The 18,051-nt window shown below is 67.4% G+C and carries 7 protein-coding genes and 3 rRNA genes; 3 read left to right on the forward strand and 7 right to left on the reverse strand.

The window, feature by feature from the left end:
* Positions 1 to 26: 26 nt before the first annotated feature.
* The 4 genes from rrf to OG735_RS19900 form a co-directional block, all read right to left on the reverse strand.
* Positions 27 to 143: ribosomal RNA gene (gene rrf, locus OG735_RS19885) — 5S ribosomal RNA — on the reverse strand.
* A gap of 86 nt (positions 144 to 229) precedes the next feature.
* Positions 230 to 3,353: ribosomal RNA gene (locus OG735_RS19890) — 23S ribosomal RNA — on the reverse strand.
* Between the two features lie 299 nt (positions 3,354 to 3,652).
* Positions 3,653 to 5,178, reverse strand: a 16S ribosomal RNA gene (locus OG735_RS19895).
* The 16S, 23S and 5S rRNA genes sit together here, the layout of an rRNA operon.
* 680 nt (positions 5,179 to 5,858) lie before the next feature.
* Complete coding sequence (locus tag OG735_RS19900; RefSeq protein WP_327324539.1) at positions 5,859 to 6,434, reverse strand: MarR family winged helix-turn-helix transcriptional regulator; 576 nt, start codon at positions 6,432 to 6,434, stop codon at positions 5,859 to 5,861.
* Positions 6,435 to 6,578: 144 nt separating this feature from the next.
* Here OG735_RS19900 and OG735_RS19905 point away from each other — a divergent pair, with 144 nt between their 5' ends.
* Positions 6,579 to 7,853, forward strand: coding sequence for an MFS transporter (locus tag OG735_RS19905; protein WP_327328385.1), 1,275 nt, complete (start codon positions 6,579 to 6,581; stop codon positions 7,851 to 7,853).
* Positions 7,854 to 7,914: 61 nt separating this feature from the next.
* On the opposite strand, the gene OG735_RS19910 is transcribed toward OG735_RS19905, so the two are convergent.
* The gene (locus OG735_RS19910) at positions 7,915 to 9,564 is read right to left on the reverse strand and encodes an ATP-binding SpoIIE family protein phosphatase (RefSeq protein WP_327324540.1); all 1,650 of its coding nucleotides are present in this window, start codon (positions 9,562 to 9,564) and stop codon (positions 7,915 to 7,917) included.
* Positions 9,565 to 9,682: 118 nt separating this feature from the next.
* Positions 9,683 to 11,122, reverse strand: a complete 1,440-nt coding sequence (locus OG735_RS19915; RefSeq protein WP_327324541.1) for an NAD(P)/FAD-dependent oxidoreductase — start codon at positions 11,120 to 11,122, stop codon at positions 9,683 to 9,685.
* Positions 11,123 to 11,448: 326 nt separating this feature from the next.
* On the opposite strand from OG735_RS19915, the gene OG735_RS19920 reads away from it, so the two are divergent.
* Positions 11,449 to 12,228 carry a TetR/AcrR family transcriptional regulator gene (locus OG735_RS19920; RefSeq protein ID WP_327324542.1) on the forward strand — a complete coding sequence of 260 codons (780 nt, stop codon included), beginning with the start codon at positions 11,449 to 11,451 and terminating at the stop codon, positions 12,226 to 12,228.
* Between the two features lie 220 nt (positions 12,229 to 12,448).
* Positions 12,449 to 14,503, forward strand: coding sequence for a sigma-70 family RNA polymerase sigma factor (locus tag OG735_RS19925; protein WP_327324543.1), 2,055 nt, complete (start codon positions 12,449 to 12,451; stop codon positions 14,501 to 14,503).
* On the opposite strand, the gene OG735_RS19930 is transcribed toward OG735_RS19925, so the two are convergent.
* Positions 14,490 to 17,687 (reverse strand): BTAD domain-containing putative transcriptional regulator, encoded by a 3,198-nt coding sequence (locus OG735_RS19930; RefSeq protein WP_327324544.1) that lies wholly within the window; start codon positions 17,685 to 17,687, stop codon positions 14,490 to 14,492. The two genes, OG735_RS19925 and OG735_RS19930, sit on opposite strands and share 14 nt — an antisense overlap.
* Between the last annotated feature and the right edge of the window lie 364 nt (positions 17,688 to 18,051).

Raw genomic sequence — 18,051 nt, forward strand, 5'->3', positions numbered from 1 at the left:
CGGTGCGGGGCTTTCCCACAATGATTGTTCGGCGGCGTCCTACTCTCCCACAGGGTCCCCCCTGCAGTACCATCGGCGCTGAAAGGCTTAGCTTCCGGGTTCGGAATGTAACCGGGCGTTTCCCTAACGCTATGACCACCGAAACTCTATGAAGATGTACGACCCGGAATCCCCACAGGGGACTCGACAGTTCGTTGCTTCAGAACTAACACAGTGGACGCGAGCAACTGAGGACAAGCCCTCGGCCTATTAGTACCAGTCAGCTTCACCGGTTGCCCGGCTTCCACATCTGGCCTATCAACCCAGTCGTCTACTGGGAGCCTTAACCCCTCAAGGGGGTGGGAGTCCTCATCTCGAAGCAGGCTTCCCGCTTAGATGCTTTCAGCGGTTATCCTTTCCGAACGTAGCCAACCAGCCATGCCCTTGGCAGGACAACTGGCACACCAGAGGTTCGTCCGTCCCGGTCCTCTCGTACTAGGGACAGCCCTTCTCAAGACTCCTGCGCGCGCAGCGGATAGGGACCGAACTGTCTCACGACGTTCTAAACCCAGCTCGCGTACCGCTTTAATGGGCGAACAGCCCAACCCTTGGGACCGACTCCAGCCCCAGGATGCGACGAGCCGACATCGAGGTGCCAAACCATCCCGTCGATATGGACTCTTGGGGAAGATCAGCCTGTTATCCCCGGGGTACCTTTTATCCGTTGAGCGACGGCGCTTCCACAAGCCACCGCCGGATCACTAGTCCCGACTTTCGTCCCTGCTCGACCCGTCGGTCTCACAGTCAAGCTCCCTTGTGCACTTACACTCAACACCTGATTGCCAACCAGGCTGAGGGAACCTTTGGGCGCCTCCGTTACCCTTTGGGAGGCAACCGCCCCAGTTAAACTACCCATCAGACACTGTCCCTGATCCGGATCACGGACCCAGGTTAGACATCCAGCACGACCAGAGTGGTATTTCAACGATGACTCCCCCTGAACTGGCGTCCAGAGTTCACAGTCTCCCACCTATCCTACACAAGCCGAACCGAACACCAATATCAAACTGTAGTAAAGGTCCCGGGGTCTTTCCGTCCTGCTGCGCGAAACGAGCATCTTTACTCGTAGTGCAATTTCACCGGGCCTATGGTTGAGACAGTCGAGAAGTCGTTACGCCATTCGTGCAGGTCGGAACTTACCCGACAAGGAATTTCGCTACCTTAGGATGGTTATAGTTACCACCGCCGTTTACTGGCGCTTAAGTTCTCAGCTTCGCCACACCGAAATGTGACTAACCGGTCCCCTTAACGTTCCAGCACCGGGCAGGCGTCAGTCCGTATACATCGCCTTACGGCTTCGCACGGACCTGTGTTTTTAGTAAACAGTCGCTTCTCGCTGGTCTCTGCGGCCACCCCCAGCTCTGGCAGTAAATGCCGTCACCGGTGATGGCCCCCCTTCTCCCGAAGTTACGGGGGCATTTTGCCGAGTTCCTTAACCATAGTTCACCCGAACGCCTCGGTATTCTCTACCTGACCACCTGAGTCGGTTTAGGGTACGGGCCGCCATGAAACTCGCTAGAGGCTTTTCTCGACAGCATAGGATCATCCACTTCACCACAATCGGCTCGGCATCAGGTCTCAGCCTTAATGTGTGACGGATTTGCCTATCACACGGCCTACACCCTTACCCCGGGACAACCACCGCCCGGGCTGGACTACCTTCCTGCGTCACCCCATCGCTTACCTACTACCACCTTGGGCCGGCGGCTCCACCACTCCCCTCAACTCCGAAGAGATCAGGGCGGCTTCACGGCCTTAGCATTAATGGGCTCGATACTGGGCGTTTCAAAGCGGGTACCGGAATATCAACCGGTTGTCCATCGACTACGCCTGTCGGCCTCGCCTTAGGTCCCGACTTACCCTGGGCAGATCAGCTTGACCCAGGAACCCTTAGTCAATCGGCGCACACGTTTCTCACGTGTGTATCGCTACTCATGCCTGCATTCTCACTCGTGAACCGTCCACCACTCGCTTACGCGGCGGCTTCACCCGGCACACGACGCTCCCCTACCCATCACAGCGGGCGTTGGCCCTATTGCTGCAATGACACGACTTCGGCGGTACGCTTGAGCCCCGCTACATTGTCGGCGCGGAATCACTTGACCAGTGAGCTATTACGCACTCTTTCAAGGGTGGCTGCTTCTAAGCCAACCTCCTGGTTGTCTCTGCGACTCCACATCCTTTCCCACTTAGCGTACGCTTAGGGGCCTTAGTCGATGCTCTGGGCTGTTTCCCTCTCGACCATGGAGCTTATCCCCCACAGTCTCACTGCCGCGCTCTCACTTACCGGCATTCGGAGTTTGGCTAAGGTCAGTAACCCGGTAGGGCCCATCGCCTATCCAGTGCTCTACCTCCGGCAAGAAACACACGACGCTGCACCTAAATGCATTTCGGGGAGAACCAGCTATCACGGAGTTTGATTGGCCTTTCACCCCTAACCACAGGTCATCCCCCAGGTTTTCAACCCTGGTGGGTTCGGTCCTCCACGAAGTCTTACCTCCGCTTCAACCTGCCCATGGCTAGATCACTCCGCTTCGGGTCTTGAGCGCGCTACTGAATCGCCCTGTTCGGACTCGCTTTCGCTACGGCTTCCCCACACGGGTTAACCTCGCAACACACCGCAAACTCGCAGGCTCATTCTTCAAAAGGCACGCAGTCACGACTGCATGTGCAAGCACACACAGCGACGCTCCCACGGCTTGTAGGCACACGGTTTCAGGTACTATTTCACTCCGCTCCCGCGGTACTTTTCACCATTCCCTCACGGTACTATCCGCTATCGGTCACCAGGGAATATTTAGGCTTAGCGGGTGGTCCCGCCAGATTCACACGGGATTTCTCGGGCCCCGTGCTACTTGGGTGTCGCACAAGCAAGCCGCTGATGTTTCAGCTACGGGGGTCTTACCCTCTACGCCGGACCTTTCGCATGTCCTTCGCCTACATCAACGGTTTCTGACTCGCCCAACAGCCGGCAGACTGTTGAAGTGCGATCCCACAACCCCGTATGCGCAACCCCTGCCGGGTATCACACGCATACGGTTTAGCCTCATCCGGTTTCGCTCGCCACTACTCCCGGAATCACGGTTGTTTTCTCTTCCTGAGGGTACTGAGATGTTTCACTTCCCCTCGTTCCCTCCACACTGCCTATGTGTTCAGCAGTGGGTGACAGCCCATGACGACTGCCGGGTTTCCCCATTCGGAAACCCCCGGATCAAAGCCTGGTTGACGGCTCCCCGGGGACTATCGTGGCCTCCCACGTCCTTCATCGGTTCCTGGTGCCAAGGCATCCACCGTGCGCCCTTAAAAACTTGGCCACAGATGCTCGCGTCCACTGTGCAGTTCTCAAACAACGACCAGCCACCCACCACCCCGCTCTCACGAGCGAGTTCACTGGGGCCGACATCGCGAAGGGCGAGCTCACGCTCGCACCCTCAGATACCCAACAGCGCGCCCGGCACGACCCACCAACTCTCACGTTCCACGCCGAAGCAGTACTAGTGAAGCCAGCAAACCGTGCCGAATAGTCAACGTTCCACCCATGAGCAACCAGCACCGGACATTCGCCGGTGTTCTGGCCTCTGACCGGGCAAGCCCGGTAAGAAGTGCTCCTTAGAAAGGAGGTGATCCAGCCGCACCTTCCGGTACGGCTACCTTGTTACGACTTCGTCCCAATCGCCAGTCCCACCTTCGACAGCTCCCTCCCACAAGGGGTTGGGCCACCGGCTTCGGGTGTTACCGACTTTCGTGACGTGACGGGCGGTGTGTACAAGGCCCGGGAACGTATTCACCGCAGCAATGCTGATCTGCGATTACTAGCAACTCCGACTTCATGGGGTCGAGTTGCAGACCCCAATCCGAACTGAGACCGGCTTTTTGAGATTCGCTCCGCCTCGCGGCATCGCAGCTCATTGTACCGGCCATTGTAGCACGTGTGCAGCCCAAGACATAAGGGGCATGATGACTTGACGTCGTCCCCACCTTCCTCCGAGTTGACCCCGGCAGTCTCCTGTGAGTCCCCATCACCCCGAAGGGCATGCTGGCAACACAGAACAAGGGTTGCGCTCGTTGCGGGACTTAACCCAACATCTCACGACACGAGCTGACGACAGCCATGCACCACCTGTATACCGACCACAAGGGGGGCACCATCTCTGATGCTTTCCGGTATATGTCAAGCCTTGGTAAGGTTCTTCGCGTTGCGTCGAATTAAGCCACATGCTCCGCTGCTTGTGCGGGCCCCCGTCAATTCCTTTGAGTTTTAGCCTTGCGGCCGTACTCCCCAGGCGGGGAACTTAATGCGTTAGCTGCGGCACCGACGACGTGGAATGTCGCCAACACCTAGTTCCCAACGTTTACGGCGTGGACTACCAGGGTATCTAATCCTGTTCGCTCCCCACGCTTTCGCTCCTCAGCGTCAGTAATGGCCCAGAGATCCGCCTTCGCCACCGGTGTTCCTCCTGATATCTGCGCATTTCACCGCTACACCAGGAATTCCGATCTCCCCTACCACACTCTAGCTAGCCCGTATCGAATGCAGACCCGGGGTTAAGCCCCGGGCTTTCACATCCGACGTGACAAGCCGCCTACGAGCTCTTTACGCCCAATAATTCCGGACAACGCTTGCGCCCTACGTATTACCGCGGCTGCTGGCACGTAGTTAGCCGGCGCTTCTTCTGCAGGTACCGTCACTTTCGCTTCTTCCCTGCTGAAAGAGGTTTACAACCCGAAGGCCGTCATCCCTCACGCGGCGTCGCTGCATCAGGCTTTCGCCCATTGTGCAATATTCCCCACTGCTGCCTCCCGTAGGAGTCTGGGCCGTGTCTCAGTCCCAGTGTGGCCGGTCGCCCTCTCAGGCCGGCTACCCGTCGTCGCCTTGGTAGGCCATCACCCCACCAACAAGCTGATAGGCCGCGGGCTCATCCTTCACCGCCGGAGCTTTCAACCCCTCCCCATGCAGGGAGGAGTGTTATCCGGTATTAGACCCCGTTTCCAGGGCTTGTCCCAGAGTGAAGGGCAGATTGCCCACGTGTTACTCACCCGTTCGCCACTAATCCACCCCGAAGGGCTTCATCGTTCGACTTGCATGTGTTAAGCACGCCGCCAGCGTTCGTCCTGAGCCAGGATCAAACTCTCCATGAATGTCTTCCCGACTGTGCTTAATTAAAAGCGCGGGATCAACACCACTTAGAGCGGAACAGCCGGTCGGAATAAGACCGACTGTTCACAGCGTCCTCGCTGTGTCATTGCCTGCCACTGCAGAGCAGCAGCAGGACTTTCAAAGGAACCTCGAACCTGCCGAAACAGGCCGGGGTATCAACATATCTGGCGTTGACTTTTGGCACGCTGTTGAGTTCTCAAGGAACGGACGCTTCCTTTGTACTCACCCGCAGAACATTTTCTGGGGTTTTCCTCCGGGCGCTTCCCTTCGGTCTTGCGTTTCCGACTCTATCAGACTCTTTCGTGTCCGATTCCCCGTCGGAGCGGGGTTCGCTTTCCGGCCTTTCGGCTTTCCGGCGGTTCCGACTCTATCAGATCCTTTCGGGCCTGACTCCCAGTCAGCGGGGTTTGTCTTTCCGGCTGTTGGGCCGTTCCGACGCTCAAACTCTAGCGGATTTCTCAGGCGACTCATAATCGAGTCTTCGAAATGAATTTCGGCATGCCGAAATTCATCCCGGCTGGGAGATCGTGCTGAGTTTGGTTGCCGCATTCGCGGCGGGAGTGGCTGCCGCAGAACCGTTCCGGCTCCGTGACAACTCGAAGAACTTTACGTACCGGTGAAGGCTGTGTCAACTCCGCCCCACCCGGCGTTCACCCAGTCACTAGTCCAGGTCGGTGAGGCGGCCGCCGGCGTCCGGCTGGGCGTGTTCCACGCGGCGCAGGACGCGGATCAGGAGCTCGCCGAGCACGCCCCGCTCCTCCGCCGAGAGGTCCTGGAGCAGGTCCTCCTCGAAGTGCGTCGCCATGCGCATCGCCTCGAGCCACTTCGTACGGCCCTCGTCCGTCAGCTCCACGATCACCCGCACCCGGTTGTTCTCGTCGCGGTCGCGCGTGACCAGGCCCTCGCCCGCCATGCGGTCGATGCGGTGGGTCATCGCGGCCGGAGTGAGGCCGAGCCGCTTGGCTAGCTCACCCGGGCCCATTCGGTACGGGGAGCCCGCGAGCACCAGGGTCTTCAGGACCTCCCACTCGGCATTGCTGATGCCGAGGGCGGCGACCTGGCGGCCGTACGCCACGTTCATCCGGCGGTTGAGCCGGCCGAGTGCCGAGACGACCTTCTCGACCTGGGGATCCAGGTCGCCGAACTCTCGCTGATAGGCGGCGATCTGCTCGTCGAGGCTGGGCTCCTGGAGACCGGAGCCGGGCGACTCGGGGCCCTCAGGGGTCGCGGTAGGCATGCGCCGAAGTATCGCATGGGGCCCGTTGGCGTTGAAGTCCTTCGCTGTGTATTGTTGAGGTTCTAACTTTAGTGTTGAAGTCTTCAGACTTCAGTCCTTCAAGACCATGAGTGGGTGAGTGTGACCAGGGCGGCGGGCGCGGCGATGCGCCGGATTCAGGCGGGGAACGCGCTGAGCGCGTTCGGACTCGGCTTCACGGTTCCGTATCTGTACGTCTATGTGGCGCAGGTGCGGGATCTGGGTGCGGCAACGGCCGGTGCCGTCCTCGCGGTCTTTGCGATGGCCGCGCTCGTCGCCCTGCCCTTCACCGGGCGGATCATCGACCGCCGCGGGCCGCTGCCCGTGCTGACGGGGGCCGCGCTGCTGGCCTCCGCCGGCGCGGCGAGCATGGGGCTGGCGAACAGTGCCCCGACCGTCGTGCTGTCCGCCGCGCTGCTCGGCGCCGGTACGGCCGTGATGCAGCCGGCGCTCGCGACGATGATCGTCTGGTGCTCGAACACCTCGACCCGTACGCGCGCCTTCGCCATGCAGTTCTTCCTGCAGAACCTGGGGCTCGGCATCGGCGGTCTGATCGGCGGGCACATCGTCGACGAAAGCCGGCCGGGCAGCTTCACCCTGCTGTTCGGCATCGAGGCCGTGATGTTCCTGGTGCTCGCGGGGATCGTGCTGAGTGTGCGACTGCCGCGCTCGTTCTCGCTCCAGGAGGCGCGGCCCGAGAACACCGAGGCCAAGGCCAAGGGCGGGATACGCGCGCTGCTCGGCCACCGGGCCATGGTGCAGCTGTGCGTGCTCGGGTTCGTCCTCTTCTTCGCCTGCTACGGACAGTTCGAGTCGGGCCTGGCCGCATACGGCACCGAGGCCGCCGGGATCGAGCCCGCGACCCTCGGGACGGCGCTGGCCGCCAACACCGCGGTAATCGTCGTCGCGCAGTTCGTGGTGCTGAAGTTCGTCGAGCGCCGCAGGCGCAGCCGGGTGATCGCCACCGTCGGGCTGATCTGGGCCCTCGCCTGGGTCACGGCGGGATACGCGGGGCTCGGGCACGGCAGCCAGGCGATGGCGACGGCCGCGTTCGTATCCGCGTACGGCATGTTCGGGCTCGGTGAGGCGATGCTGTCGCCGACCGTCGCGCCGCTTGTCGCCGATCTGGCGCCGGAGTCGATGGTCGGGCAGTACAACGCCGCTTTCGCGCTGGTCAAGCAGCTCGCGCTGGCGGTCGGGCCGGCCGTGGGCGGGCCGATGGGGGCCGCGCTGCACGGGCCGTACATCGTGACCTTCGTGCTCTTCTCACTCGGCATCACTGCGCTGGCGCTGCGGCTGGGCAAGCAGCTCACGCCCGTACAGAACCAGCCCCATCTCGCGTCGAAGTCGCGCGTGGTGGCTCAGCACAAGCCGTCCGAGCAGCTGGAGGCCGCCGCCTAGGCCTGCGCGGTCCGTCGGCCAACCGGTCCGCCGCCACGCTGTCCGTCGGGCGCGCCGCGGGCTAAGCGGGCAGGGCGAACTCGCACCAGACCGCTTTGCCGCCGCCCGGCGTGCGGCGGCTCCCCCAGGACGAGGCGATCGTCGCGACGATGGAAATCCCGCGGCCCGCCTCGTCCTCCGTTTCCGCGCGGCGGCGGCGCGGCAGATGGTCGTCGCCGTCCGTCACCTCGATGATCAGGCGGCGGTCGGTGCGGCGGAGTCTGAGGCGCATGGGCGGGGTGCCGTGCTGGAGGGAGTTGGCGACCAGTTCGCTGGCGGCCAGTACGCCCAGGTCGTGGAGCTCGGACGAGAAGCGCCAGGAGGCCAGCACTCCGGAGGCGAAGGCGCGGGCGCGCGGGGCCGCCTCGACTCCGCCGAGCAGTTCGAGGGCGGCGTTGTGGAAGAGCTCGGCCGCCGGGCCCGTACGCGTGGGGTGCTGGACGACCAGTACGGCCACGTCGTCGTCGTGTTCGGCGGTGACTCCCAGGGAGCGGATCAGCCGGTCGCAGACCACCTGCGGAGTGCCGGTCGCCCCGGAGAGCGCGCGCTCGAGCGCGGCGACCCCTTCGTCGATGTCCTCGCCGCGCCGCTCGATCAAGCCGTCCGTATAGAGGACAGCGCTGGAGCCCGGCGGGAGGGCGATGGTGCCCGAGGTGTGCAGCCAGCCGCCGGTGCCGAGCGGGGGGCCTGTCGGGTCCTCGGCGCGGCGGACCGTGCCGTCCTCGTCGCGGACCAGGACCGGGAGGTGGCCCGCCGAGGCATAGACGAGCCGGCCTTCGTTGGGGTCGTGGACGGCGTAGACGCACGTGGCGATCTGGCTGGCGTCGATCTCGGCGGCGAGGCCGTCGAGCAGCTGGAGCACCTCGTGCGGAGGCAGGTCGAGGCGGGCGTAGGCCCGTACGGCGGTGCGGAGCTGGCCCATGACGGCGGCCGCGCGCACACCGCGGCCCATGACGTCGCCGATGACGAGCGCGGTGCGGCCGGCGCCGAGGGTGATCACGTCGTACCAGTCGCCGCCGACCGCGGCGTCCGTGCCGCCCGGCTGGTACGTGGCGGCGATGCACAGATCGTCGGGCTGCTCCAGCTCCTGCGGGAGCAGAGACCGCTGGAGGGTGACCGCGGTCTCGCGGTGGCGCCGCTCGCTGGCGCGCAGCCGTTCGGCGGCCTCCGCGTGGTCGGTGACGTCGGCGGCGAAGACGAGGACTCCCCCGCCGTCCTTGAGGCTCTCGGCGGGCAGGCAGGTGACGGTGTACGAGCCCTGTCCGCGGACCTTGCGGGATTTGACCGTACGGGGCTTGCCGCTGCGCAGCACCTGGTCCATGAGCGGGAGCAGGCCCAGCTCGGTGAGCTCGGGGCAGGTGTCCGCGGCGGTCGCGCCGACCGGGCGGGGGCCGAAGGCTGCGGCGTAGGCGTCGTTGACGTACGCGATGCGGTGCTCGGGTCCGTATACGAGGACGACCAGGGCGGGGAGACGGCCGAGGATCTCCTGGACGGAGAAGTCCTCGAGGGCGGGGACGTCGGGCAGGGGCTCCGGCTGGTGCTCGTACTCGCCGCGGGCCGCAGGCACGGAGCCTTCCCCTCGCTGTGCCGGGGAGACCGCGTGGTCGGTCCCCCGCGCTTCGGCGCGACGCTGCGTACCGGGGAGCCTTGGGCTCCAACGCGTGAAGTTCACTGACTTTCTAGCCTCAATGCTTGTCGCCAAGGGTCACTCTGTGCAGGTGTGAGCCCACCTATGGTCACACGTCCAGTGTGACCGACCGGACTGACAGCCGTCGCTGTCCCAGCCTTGTCTAGGTCCCTCCGGGGCCGCTGTGCGGCCCGTCCTTCGGTGCGCCATGGGGGCCGTGTCCCGGGCGTTTGCCGCCTGCGGCGAGTTCGAATTCGGCGCGCGGGTGTTCCAGCGAGCCGAGGGAGACGATCTCGCGTTTGAAGAGCCCGGAGAGGGTCCACTCGGAGAGGACGCGGGCCTTGCGGTTGAAGGTGGGAACCCGGCTGAGGTGGTAGACGCGGTGCATCAGCCAGGCGGGATAGCCCTTGAGCTTACGGCCGTAGACATGGGCGACGCCCCTGTGGAGGCCGAGGGAGGCAACGGATCCGGCGTACTTGTGTGCGTATTCCTTCAGGGGTTCGCCGCGCAGCGACGCGACGATGTTCTCAGCGAGGACCTTGGTCTGGCGCACCGCGTGCTGGGCGTTGGGCGCGCACTCCTTGCCGGGCTCGTCGGAAGTGATGTCGGGGACGGCCGCGGTGTCGCCGGCCGACCAGGCGTGCTCGACACCGGCGACGGAGAGCCGAGCGGTGCAGGCGAGGCGGCCACGCTCATTGAGCGGCAGATCGGTGGCGGCGAGGAGCGGCGACGGCCTGACGCCCGCCGTCCACACCACGGTGCGCGTCGGGAAGCGGCTGCCGTCGCTGAGGACGGCCACGCGGTCCGCGCAGGAGTCCAGCCGGGTCTCGAGGCGTACGTCGATATTGCGGGCGCGCAGCTCGCGGATCGCGTACTTGCCCATCGCCTCGCCGACCTCGGGGAGGATGCGGTTGGTGGCCTCGACGAGGATCCATTTCATGTCCTCGGGCTTGACGTTGTGGTAGTAGCGCGTGGCGTAGCGGGCCATGTCCTCCAGCTCGCCGAGTGCTTCGACGCCGGCGTAGCCGCCGCCGACGAAGACGAAGGTGAGGGCTGCGTCGCGGATCGCCGGGTCGCGGGTGGAGGAGGCGATGTCCATCTGCTCGATGACGTGGTTGCGCAGGCCGATGGCTTCCTCGACGGTCTTGAAGCCGATGGCGTAGTCGGCGAGGCCGGGGATCGGGAGGGTGCGGGAGATGGAGCCGGGTGCGATGACGAGTTCGTCGTACGTGATCTGCACGCCGCCCGTGCCCTCCTCGGCGGTGGCGAGAGTGATGACGGTCGCGGTGCGCTTGGCGTGGTCGACGGCCTTGGCCTCGCCGATGAGGATCTTGCATCTGTCGAGCACGAGGCGGAGAGGGACCACCACATGGCGTGGGGAGATGGAGCCGGCGGCCGCTTCCGGGAGGAAGGGCTGATAGGTCATATAGGGGTCTGGCGTGACCACCACGATCTCCGCCTCGCCGCGCGCCAGCTCCTGCTTCAGTTGCTTCTGGAGGCGCAGCGCTGTGTACATCCCGACGTAGCCGCCGCCGACGACGAGAATGCGCGTGCCCGGCGGGGGGCCGGGGGTCGTCCCCCGGAAGTTAGCAGCCTTCACCATCCCATGACGCAACGGCCTCAGGCGTTTGTCCACAGCCCCGGCAAATTGTGTGACCGGAGGCTTTGAGCGACCCGGCCGGGGCCGGACCCCCGGTGTTGGGGAAGGTGCGCAGGTCAGGGGCTACGAGGGGGGTGGCGCAGGGGGGCGTAATCGGGAATCTTCCGGCCCTTGCTCCGATCGGGGGGCGCTCCGTGCGGAACTACCCTCTTCTGAATTGACCCTGGCTCAACTATGTTCGTACCTCGTCGGGGTGTCCGGTCGTGGCACGCCCGACAGACAGGGCGGGGAAGTCTCCGGGGGGAGACACCATGACCGGGGGAACGTGTATGACCATTCAGGATTCGCATTGGCAGGCTGCTGTTTCACCGGCTTCGGTCGCTGACGGGAACGGTGGCAACGGCGGTAATGGACGAGTGGGATCGGGCGGGGCCAGCCGCTCGGCGCCACTTCGTGTGGACGCACAGCGCAATCTCGAGCATGTACTGCGGGCGGCTCGCGAGGTGTTCGGCGAGCTGGGCTACGGGGCGCCGATGGAGGACGTGGCGCGCCGGGCCAGGGTCGGAGTCGGGACCGTGTACCGGCGCTTCCCGAGCAAGGACGTTCTGGTGCGCCGGATAGCCGAGGAGGAGACCTCCCGGCTGACCGAGCAGGCGCGTACGGCTCTGGGGCAGGAGGAGGAGCCGTGGTCGGCGCTCTCCCGCTTCCTGCGTACGTCGGTGGCATCGGGTGCGGGCCGGCTGCTGCCGCCGCAGGTGCTGCGGGTGGGCGTGGACTCCGAGGAGCCGACGACGGCCGTCGTGGCGGGCGAGGCGCGGGTGCCGCACCAGCGGGTCGGCGCACCGGCCGAGCTGCGGGTGGTCGAGCCGTCTCCGGTGCCCGCGGAGGAGCAGGACGACACGGCCGCGACGGACCTGCTGGATGTCGTGGGGCAACTGGTCGACCGGGCACGGGCGGCGGGTGAGCTGCGCGGCGATGTGACCGTGGCGGACGTTCTGCTGGTGATAGCCACGGCTGCGCCGGCGCTGCCGGACGCGGCGCAGCAGGCGGCGGCCTCGGCCCGGCTGCTGGACATTCTGCTGGAGGGGCTGCGGTCACGGTCCGCCTGATCGGCGCCGACCAGCGTCGGCCGACGTCACCAACTGACTGCTGCGTGGGGTCGGTTTGCGCCTACACCGATGTGCCTTCACCGAACAAGTGGTGGGTGGTGCTGGGTTCGGGAAGTCTCCCCGGATGAGTGGTTGCCGGACATAAGGGTTAGATGAACTGGCACTCTGTGGCACTCTGGCCCGGTGTTCGGGTCCGAGGGTGCTTACGGGGGCTTCCGCGATGAGCAGTGACGGTCGGGACGAGTCACTCAGTGGTACGGGCGGTTCGGATTCGGCCGGTCTGCCCTCGCGACAGGTGCCGAGCCAGGCCGGGCCCGGTAGGTCTTCAGGTGCGTCCGGCCCTGGTGGTCCCGGTGGTCCTTCCGGTCCGGCCGGAGCTCCGGGCCCTGCCGAGGATGGCCCGGAGGAGTGCACCGTACCGCCGCAGCGCGGGGGTGCCGGGCTCGAGTCCGTACCGCGGCCTCGCCGTGAGCTGCCGTCGTCCGACGCCGAGTTGATCCGGCGCACGCGGGAGGGCGACGACAGCGCCTACGAGGAACTGTTCCGCCGCCACTCCGGCGCCGTCCGCGGGTACGCGCGCACCTGCTGCCGGGACGCGCACACCGCCGACGATCTGACGGCCGAGGTGTTCGCGCGGACGCTGCAGGCGGTGCGCGGAGGTGCGGGGCCCGAGCAGGCGGTACGGGCGTATCTGCTCACGACGGTCCGGCGGGTGGCCGCGGCCTGGATGAAAACAGCGCGGCGGGAGCAATTGGTCGAGGACTTCGCGGTGTTCGCCGCGGAGGCCGCCCGTAGCTCCGACGCGGCGAGCGAAGGCACCCTCGGCCTCGGCGCCGATGTGCGGGCGATGCACGAAGCCGAGCGGTCGCTGGCCCTGCAGGCCTTCCGCTCGCTGCCCGAGCGCTGGCAGGCGGTGCTCTGGCACACCACCGTCGAGGAGGAGTCACCGAGCGAGGTCGCGCCGCTCTTCGGGCTGACCGCCAATGCCACGGCGGTACTGGCCGGCCGGGCGCGCGAGGGCCTCAAGCAGGCATATCTGCAGGCCCATGTGAGTTCCGCGCTCACCTCGGGCGGCGACTGCGCCCGGTACGCCGACCGGCTGGGGGCGTACTCCCGCGGGGGTCTGCGGATGCAGGCCGAGCGCGGACTGCGCAAGCACTTGGAAGAGTGCGCGAGATGCCGGCTCGCAGCGCGCGAGCTGGCACATGTCAACGCCGGGATTCCGGCGCTGCTTCCGGTCGCGGTCATCGGCTGGTTCGCCGCCGGGTACTCGCTCAAGGCCGCCGGGATCGTGGCGGCCGGGGCCGCCGGCGCTGCGGGGGCGGGAGCTGGTGCCGCTGCCTCCGGAGGCGCGGGCGCCTCGGGTGCTTCTGGCGCCTCCGGGGGCGCGGCCAGTGGGGCCGGTGGGGCTGGTGGGGCCGCGGCGTCGGAGGGTCTTGGCGCCCTGGCGAAGGCGGGGATCGCGACGACGGTGGCCGTGGCGGCGGCCGCCGGACTGATGTGGGCCCTCGCCCATGATCCCGAGCCCGTTCCGAAGCACGAGGCGAAGCCCCCGGCCGAGGAGCCCGTCGTACCTCTGAAGCCCACTCCGTCACCGAAGCCGAAGTTTCCGGCCCCGCCCGGGCCGGAGCAGCCCGGGCCGGAGCAGTCCGCGCCTCCGGACAGGCCGTCCCTGAAGCCGACGCCTCTGAATCCCACGACGAACCCCACGACGAACCCCGCGACGAAGCCGAAGCCGACGCCGACGCCTTCCAAGCCCAACGCCCCGGTCCCGCCGACGTCCACTCCGGACCCCACGCCCAAACCCCGGCCCAAGCCCACCCCGCCGCCTCCGCCGGCCCCGCGGGTGTACCAGGTCAACCAGCTGGAGTACGGCGTCTTCGGCGACCACACCAGGCCCGAGGTGCGGCTCGGACTGAGCAGTTGGCTCTGGCAGCGCTGGGGCATGTCCATCGGCGGCACGCGGTACGCGCACGGGGTGACCGTGCACGCCGCGTCCTCCGTCACCATCGACCTCAACCGCCAGTGCAGCGCCTTTGACGCGATGGTCGGCATCGACAATCTGACTCTGGGCCCGGCGGCGGCGCGCTTCTCGGTGTACGGGGGCGGTGGGCGGCTGTGGCGGTCCCCGGTGATGCGCGCCGGAGCCGCGGCCGTACCGGCGCATGTGCCGATCGCCGGGCAGAAGACGATCCGGCTGGTCGTGGACCCGCACACGCCGTTGGACTCGGTGGCGCTCGTGGACTGGGCCCAGTCGCAGATCAGCTGCCGCTGACCGCCTCCGGCTTCCCCGCGTCCTCAAGGAGGTCGATGACCTGGGTGACGGTGAGCGCGCGGCCCGCTGCGCACTCGTTCTCGTAGCGCCGGATTCCGAGCTCGGCACGGGCGCGTGAGCGGATTTGGTCGGCGTCCGTCTGTTCCGGTACGGAGCGGGGGCTGTGCGAGCGCCAGGTGTCGGTGGCGGCCAGGACCCGGACGGCGAGCGTGAGTTGGCCGTTCAGCGTGAGTACGCTCGCGGCGCTGTCGGCCAGCAGGGCGGTGATGAACTCCGCGCAGTGGGCGTCGCGCGCCTTGCGGAGTGCGGCCGCCAGGCCCTGTAGCGCCGCTGCCGGCCCGGTCGCCGGCTCGTACGCGGCGATCCCGGCGTCCACACCGTCGAGCACCGCCGCGAATTGTGGTGGCGGGCTGCCGTTCCCGCTCAGTTCGCGTGCCTGGTCCATCAGGCTGCGGGCCCGGGGTATCTCGCCGCGCTCCAGCGCGATGGCGGCGCGCATCATGCAGACATAGGCGCGGGTGTCCTGGACGTGGTAGCGCTCGGCCTCCTCGGCCGCTTCGTCGAAGCCCTTCTCGGCGGCCGCGGTGTCACCGGCGCGGTAGGTGAGTTCGGCGAGGCGGGCAATGAGGAACGGGGCTTCGGCGTATGCGCCGACCTCGCGGGCGAGTGCCAGCGCCTCCTCGTACGCGATGCGGGACTCCGCGTACCGGCCGCGCATCATTCCCGCCTCGGCCGCCGCGCTCGCCACCTGTGCGCGCATCCAGCGGTCGCCGACACGGCGGCTCACCTCGCGCAGCACGGCGAGGTCCTCGTCGATGCCGGGCATGCCGCCGGGCATGTCGACGACCAGGTGGGTGCGGAACATCAGCGTGACGCCGTACTCCCATTCGCCGCCGTACGCACGGGCGTTGACGACGGCGGCATCCAGCAGCTCACGGACGTCCTGCGCGTCGCCGGTGAGGTACGAGGCCATCGGCCAGAGCAGTCCGGGGAAGCGGGCGGCCTCCGGTCCCGGCCGGCTGAAGGCGTCCTGCACACGGCGCAGCAGGGCCATCAGCTCAGCATTCTCCCGCAGCATCTCGGCCGGTCGGCTCTCCACGGCGAGGAAGAACCTCAGCATGACCAGATTCATCCGGGGCCAGTAAAGGGGGTTGTCCTCGTCGACCGGGTCCGGGCCGAGGCGTACGGTGCGCTCCACCCAGGACAGGCCTTCGGCGCGGTAGTTGCGCAGCCACCAGAACCAGCCCATCCCGAAGACCAGGCGCAGCGCAGTCTCTTCGTCGCGGGTCTCGACGACGGCGCGGTGGACGGCGGCGCGGATGTTGTCGAGGTCGGCTTCGATGCGGCCGATCCAAGGGAGCTGGTCGCCGGAGCGCAGGCGCGGCTCTGCCTCCTCGACGAGGGCGGCGAAGTGGGCGGTGTGGGCGCGGGCCGCGGCGTCCCGTACGGCCGGGGTCTCCGCGGCGCGCTCCGTGGCGTACTCGTGAATGGTCTCCAGCAGCCGGTAGCGCATCTCGCCGTCGCTGATGGGTGTGGCGGTGACGAGGGACTTGTCGACGAGTGCGCCGAGGTGGATGGCGGCGTCTTCGTCGCAGACGGCTTCGGCGGCGGGGAGATCCCAGCCGCCGGCGAAGACGGCGAGTTGGCGCAGAAGGGTGCGTTCGGGGTCGTCGAGGAGGTCCCAGGACCAGTCGACGACGGCGCGCAGGGTCTGTTGGCGCGGCAGTACGGTGCGGCTGCCGCTGGTCAGCAGGCGGAAGCGGTCGTCCAGGCGGTCGGCGATCTGGCGCGGGGTGAGCATCCGCAGCCGGGCGGCGGCGAGTTCGATGGCGAGCGGCAGTCCGTCGAGACGACGGCAGATCTCGGCGGCCGCGGCGGCGGTGGCCTCATCGGTGTCGATACGGAAACCGGGCCTGGCCGCCGCGCCCCGCTCGGCGAGCAGCCGCAGCGCCATCGGATCCGGCAGCGGTTCCACCGGGCGCACCAACTCGCCCGGCACGCCCAGCGGTTCCCGGCTGGTGGCGAGGATGCGCAGGTGGGGGCAGTGGGTGAGGAGGGTCTCGGCGAGTTCGGCGGCCGCGTCGACGACATGCTCGCAGTTGTCGAGTACGAGGAGGAAAGGGCGGTGGGCGAGGTGCTCGACCAGCCGGTCGGTGGGGTCGGCGGGCAGGGGCTGGGCCTCGCGGGCGATGAGGGTGGTCTCACGCAGACCGAGCGCGGACAGCACGGCGCCGGGCAGGGCGGAGGGGTCGTCGAGGGGTGCGAGCTCGACAAGCCAGGCGCCGTGGGGGGCGGCGGCAGGGGCAGCCTCCACGGCGAGACGGGTCTTCCCCGACCCGCCTGGGCCGGTGAGGGTGACGAGGCGGGAGCGGGTCACGTCGGCGCGGATGGCACGGAGTTCGCTGTCACGGCCTACGAAGGAGGTGAGGCGAGGGCGGATATTGCCGTGGCTCCGCGGGGGCTCGGGCAGCGCGGGAGCGTGGAGCAACTCCTCGTACAGCGATGTCAGTTCGGGCCCGGGGTCGGCGCCGAGGCCGTCGGCGAGTGCCCGGCGGGCCTCCTCGTACGCGACAAGGGCGTCGGCCTGGCGGCCCTCGGCGCGCAGCGCGCGGATGAGCAGCGCGCGGAACGGCTCGTGGTACGGGTGCGCGGCGGTGAGCTCCTGCAGCTCCGGTACGAGGGTCTGGGTGGCACCGCGCCCGAGGTCGGCCATGATGCGCTGCTGGATCGCGGCAAGCCGTTGGGCCTCGGGGCGGGCGGCGTGCTCCCCGTCGGGCAGATCGGCGAGTGCGGGGCCGCGCCAGAGGGCGAGGGCGGTACGGAGGGTGCGGGCGGCGGTTTCCGGCTCGGCGAGTTCGGCGGTCGCCCGGCGGGTGAGGCGCTCGAACACGTACAGGTCGACGTCGTCCTTGGCAGCGGCGAGACGGTAGCCGCCGGGGGCGCTCTCGACGGCGTCCTTGCCGAGGGCACGCCGGAGCCTTCCGACGAGGGCCTGGAGGGCGGCGGGGGCGTCGTGCGGTGGCTCGCCGCCCCATACGTCGTCGACGAGCTCGCCGACGGACACGGCGCGGCCGACCCGCAGAGCGAGCGCGGCAAGCAGCCGCCGGAGCCGCGGCCCACCGAGGGGCAGGACGCCGCCGCGCTCGTCATGTGCCTCGGTGACGCCGAGGATGAGATACCGCACGGGGCCCATTGTGGACCGGGGGCGCGGTGGAGCCGGTGGGGTTCGGGGGCGTGGGGGTGTCTCCCCGGCGCCGTTCCCCGGCCACACCCGCTCTGCGCGGGCGGGCCTGTGGCGTTCAGGGGCGGGGGGACGCGCAGCGGGTGGAGCCAGGACGTAGACCGTGATGTGTGGCGCACAAGGAACAGTCACCCTCCGGCCACCCCCCAACGCGCCGTAAATCACGCAGTCCCGGCGCAACCCCGGAGCGGACCCCAAACGGCCACCGCAGCAAGACCGGACACCCCCGCACGCCGACCCACCCCAGGCGCGGCCACCGCAGCAAGGACCGGGCTCCCCGGGCGAGGACCCCCGGGCGCGGCCACGC

Source organism: Streptomyces sp. NBC_01210 (assembly GCF_036010325.1).
Taxonomy (GTDB): domain Bacteria; phylum Actinomycetota; class Actinomycetes; order Streptomycetales; family Streptomycetaceae; genus Streptomyces.

What these genes read in the sequence shown, in the direction of transcription:
- OG735_RS19920 (WP_327324542.1), top strand. Translation starts at nt 11,449, where the DNA reads ATGACCATTCAGGATTCGCATTGGCAGGCTGCTGTTTCACCGGCTTCG.
- OG735_RS19915 (WP_327324541.1), bottom strand. Translation starts at nt 11,122, where the DNA reads ATGGTGAAGGCTGCTAACTTCCGGGGGACGACCCCCGGCCCCCCGCCG.
- OG735_RS19925 (WP_327324543.1), top strand. Translation starts at nt 12,449, where the DNA reads ATGAGCAGTGACGGTCGGGACGAGTCACTCAGTGGTACGGGCGGTTCG.
- OG735_RS19900 (WP_327324539.1), bottom strand. Translation starts at nt 6,434, where the DNA reads ATGCCTACCGCGACCCCTGAGGGCCCCGAGTCGCCCGGCTCCGGTCTC.
- OG735_RS19905 (WP_327328385.1), top strand. Translation starts at nt 6,579, where the DNA reads ATGCGCCGGATTCAGGCGGGGAACGCGCTGAGCGCGTTCGGACTCGGC.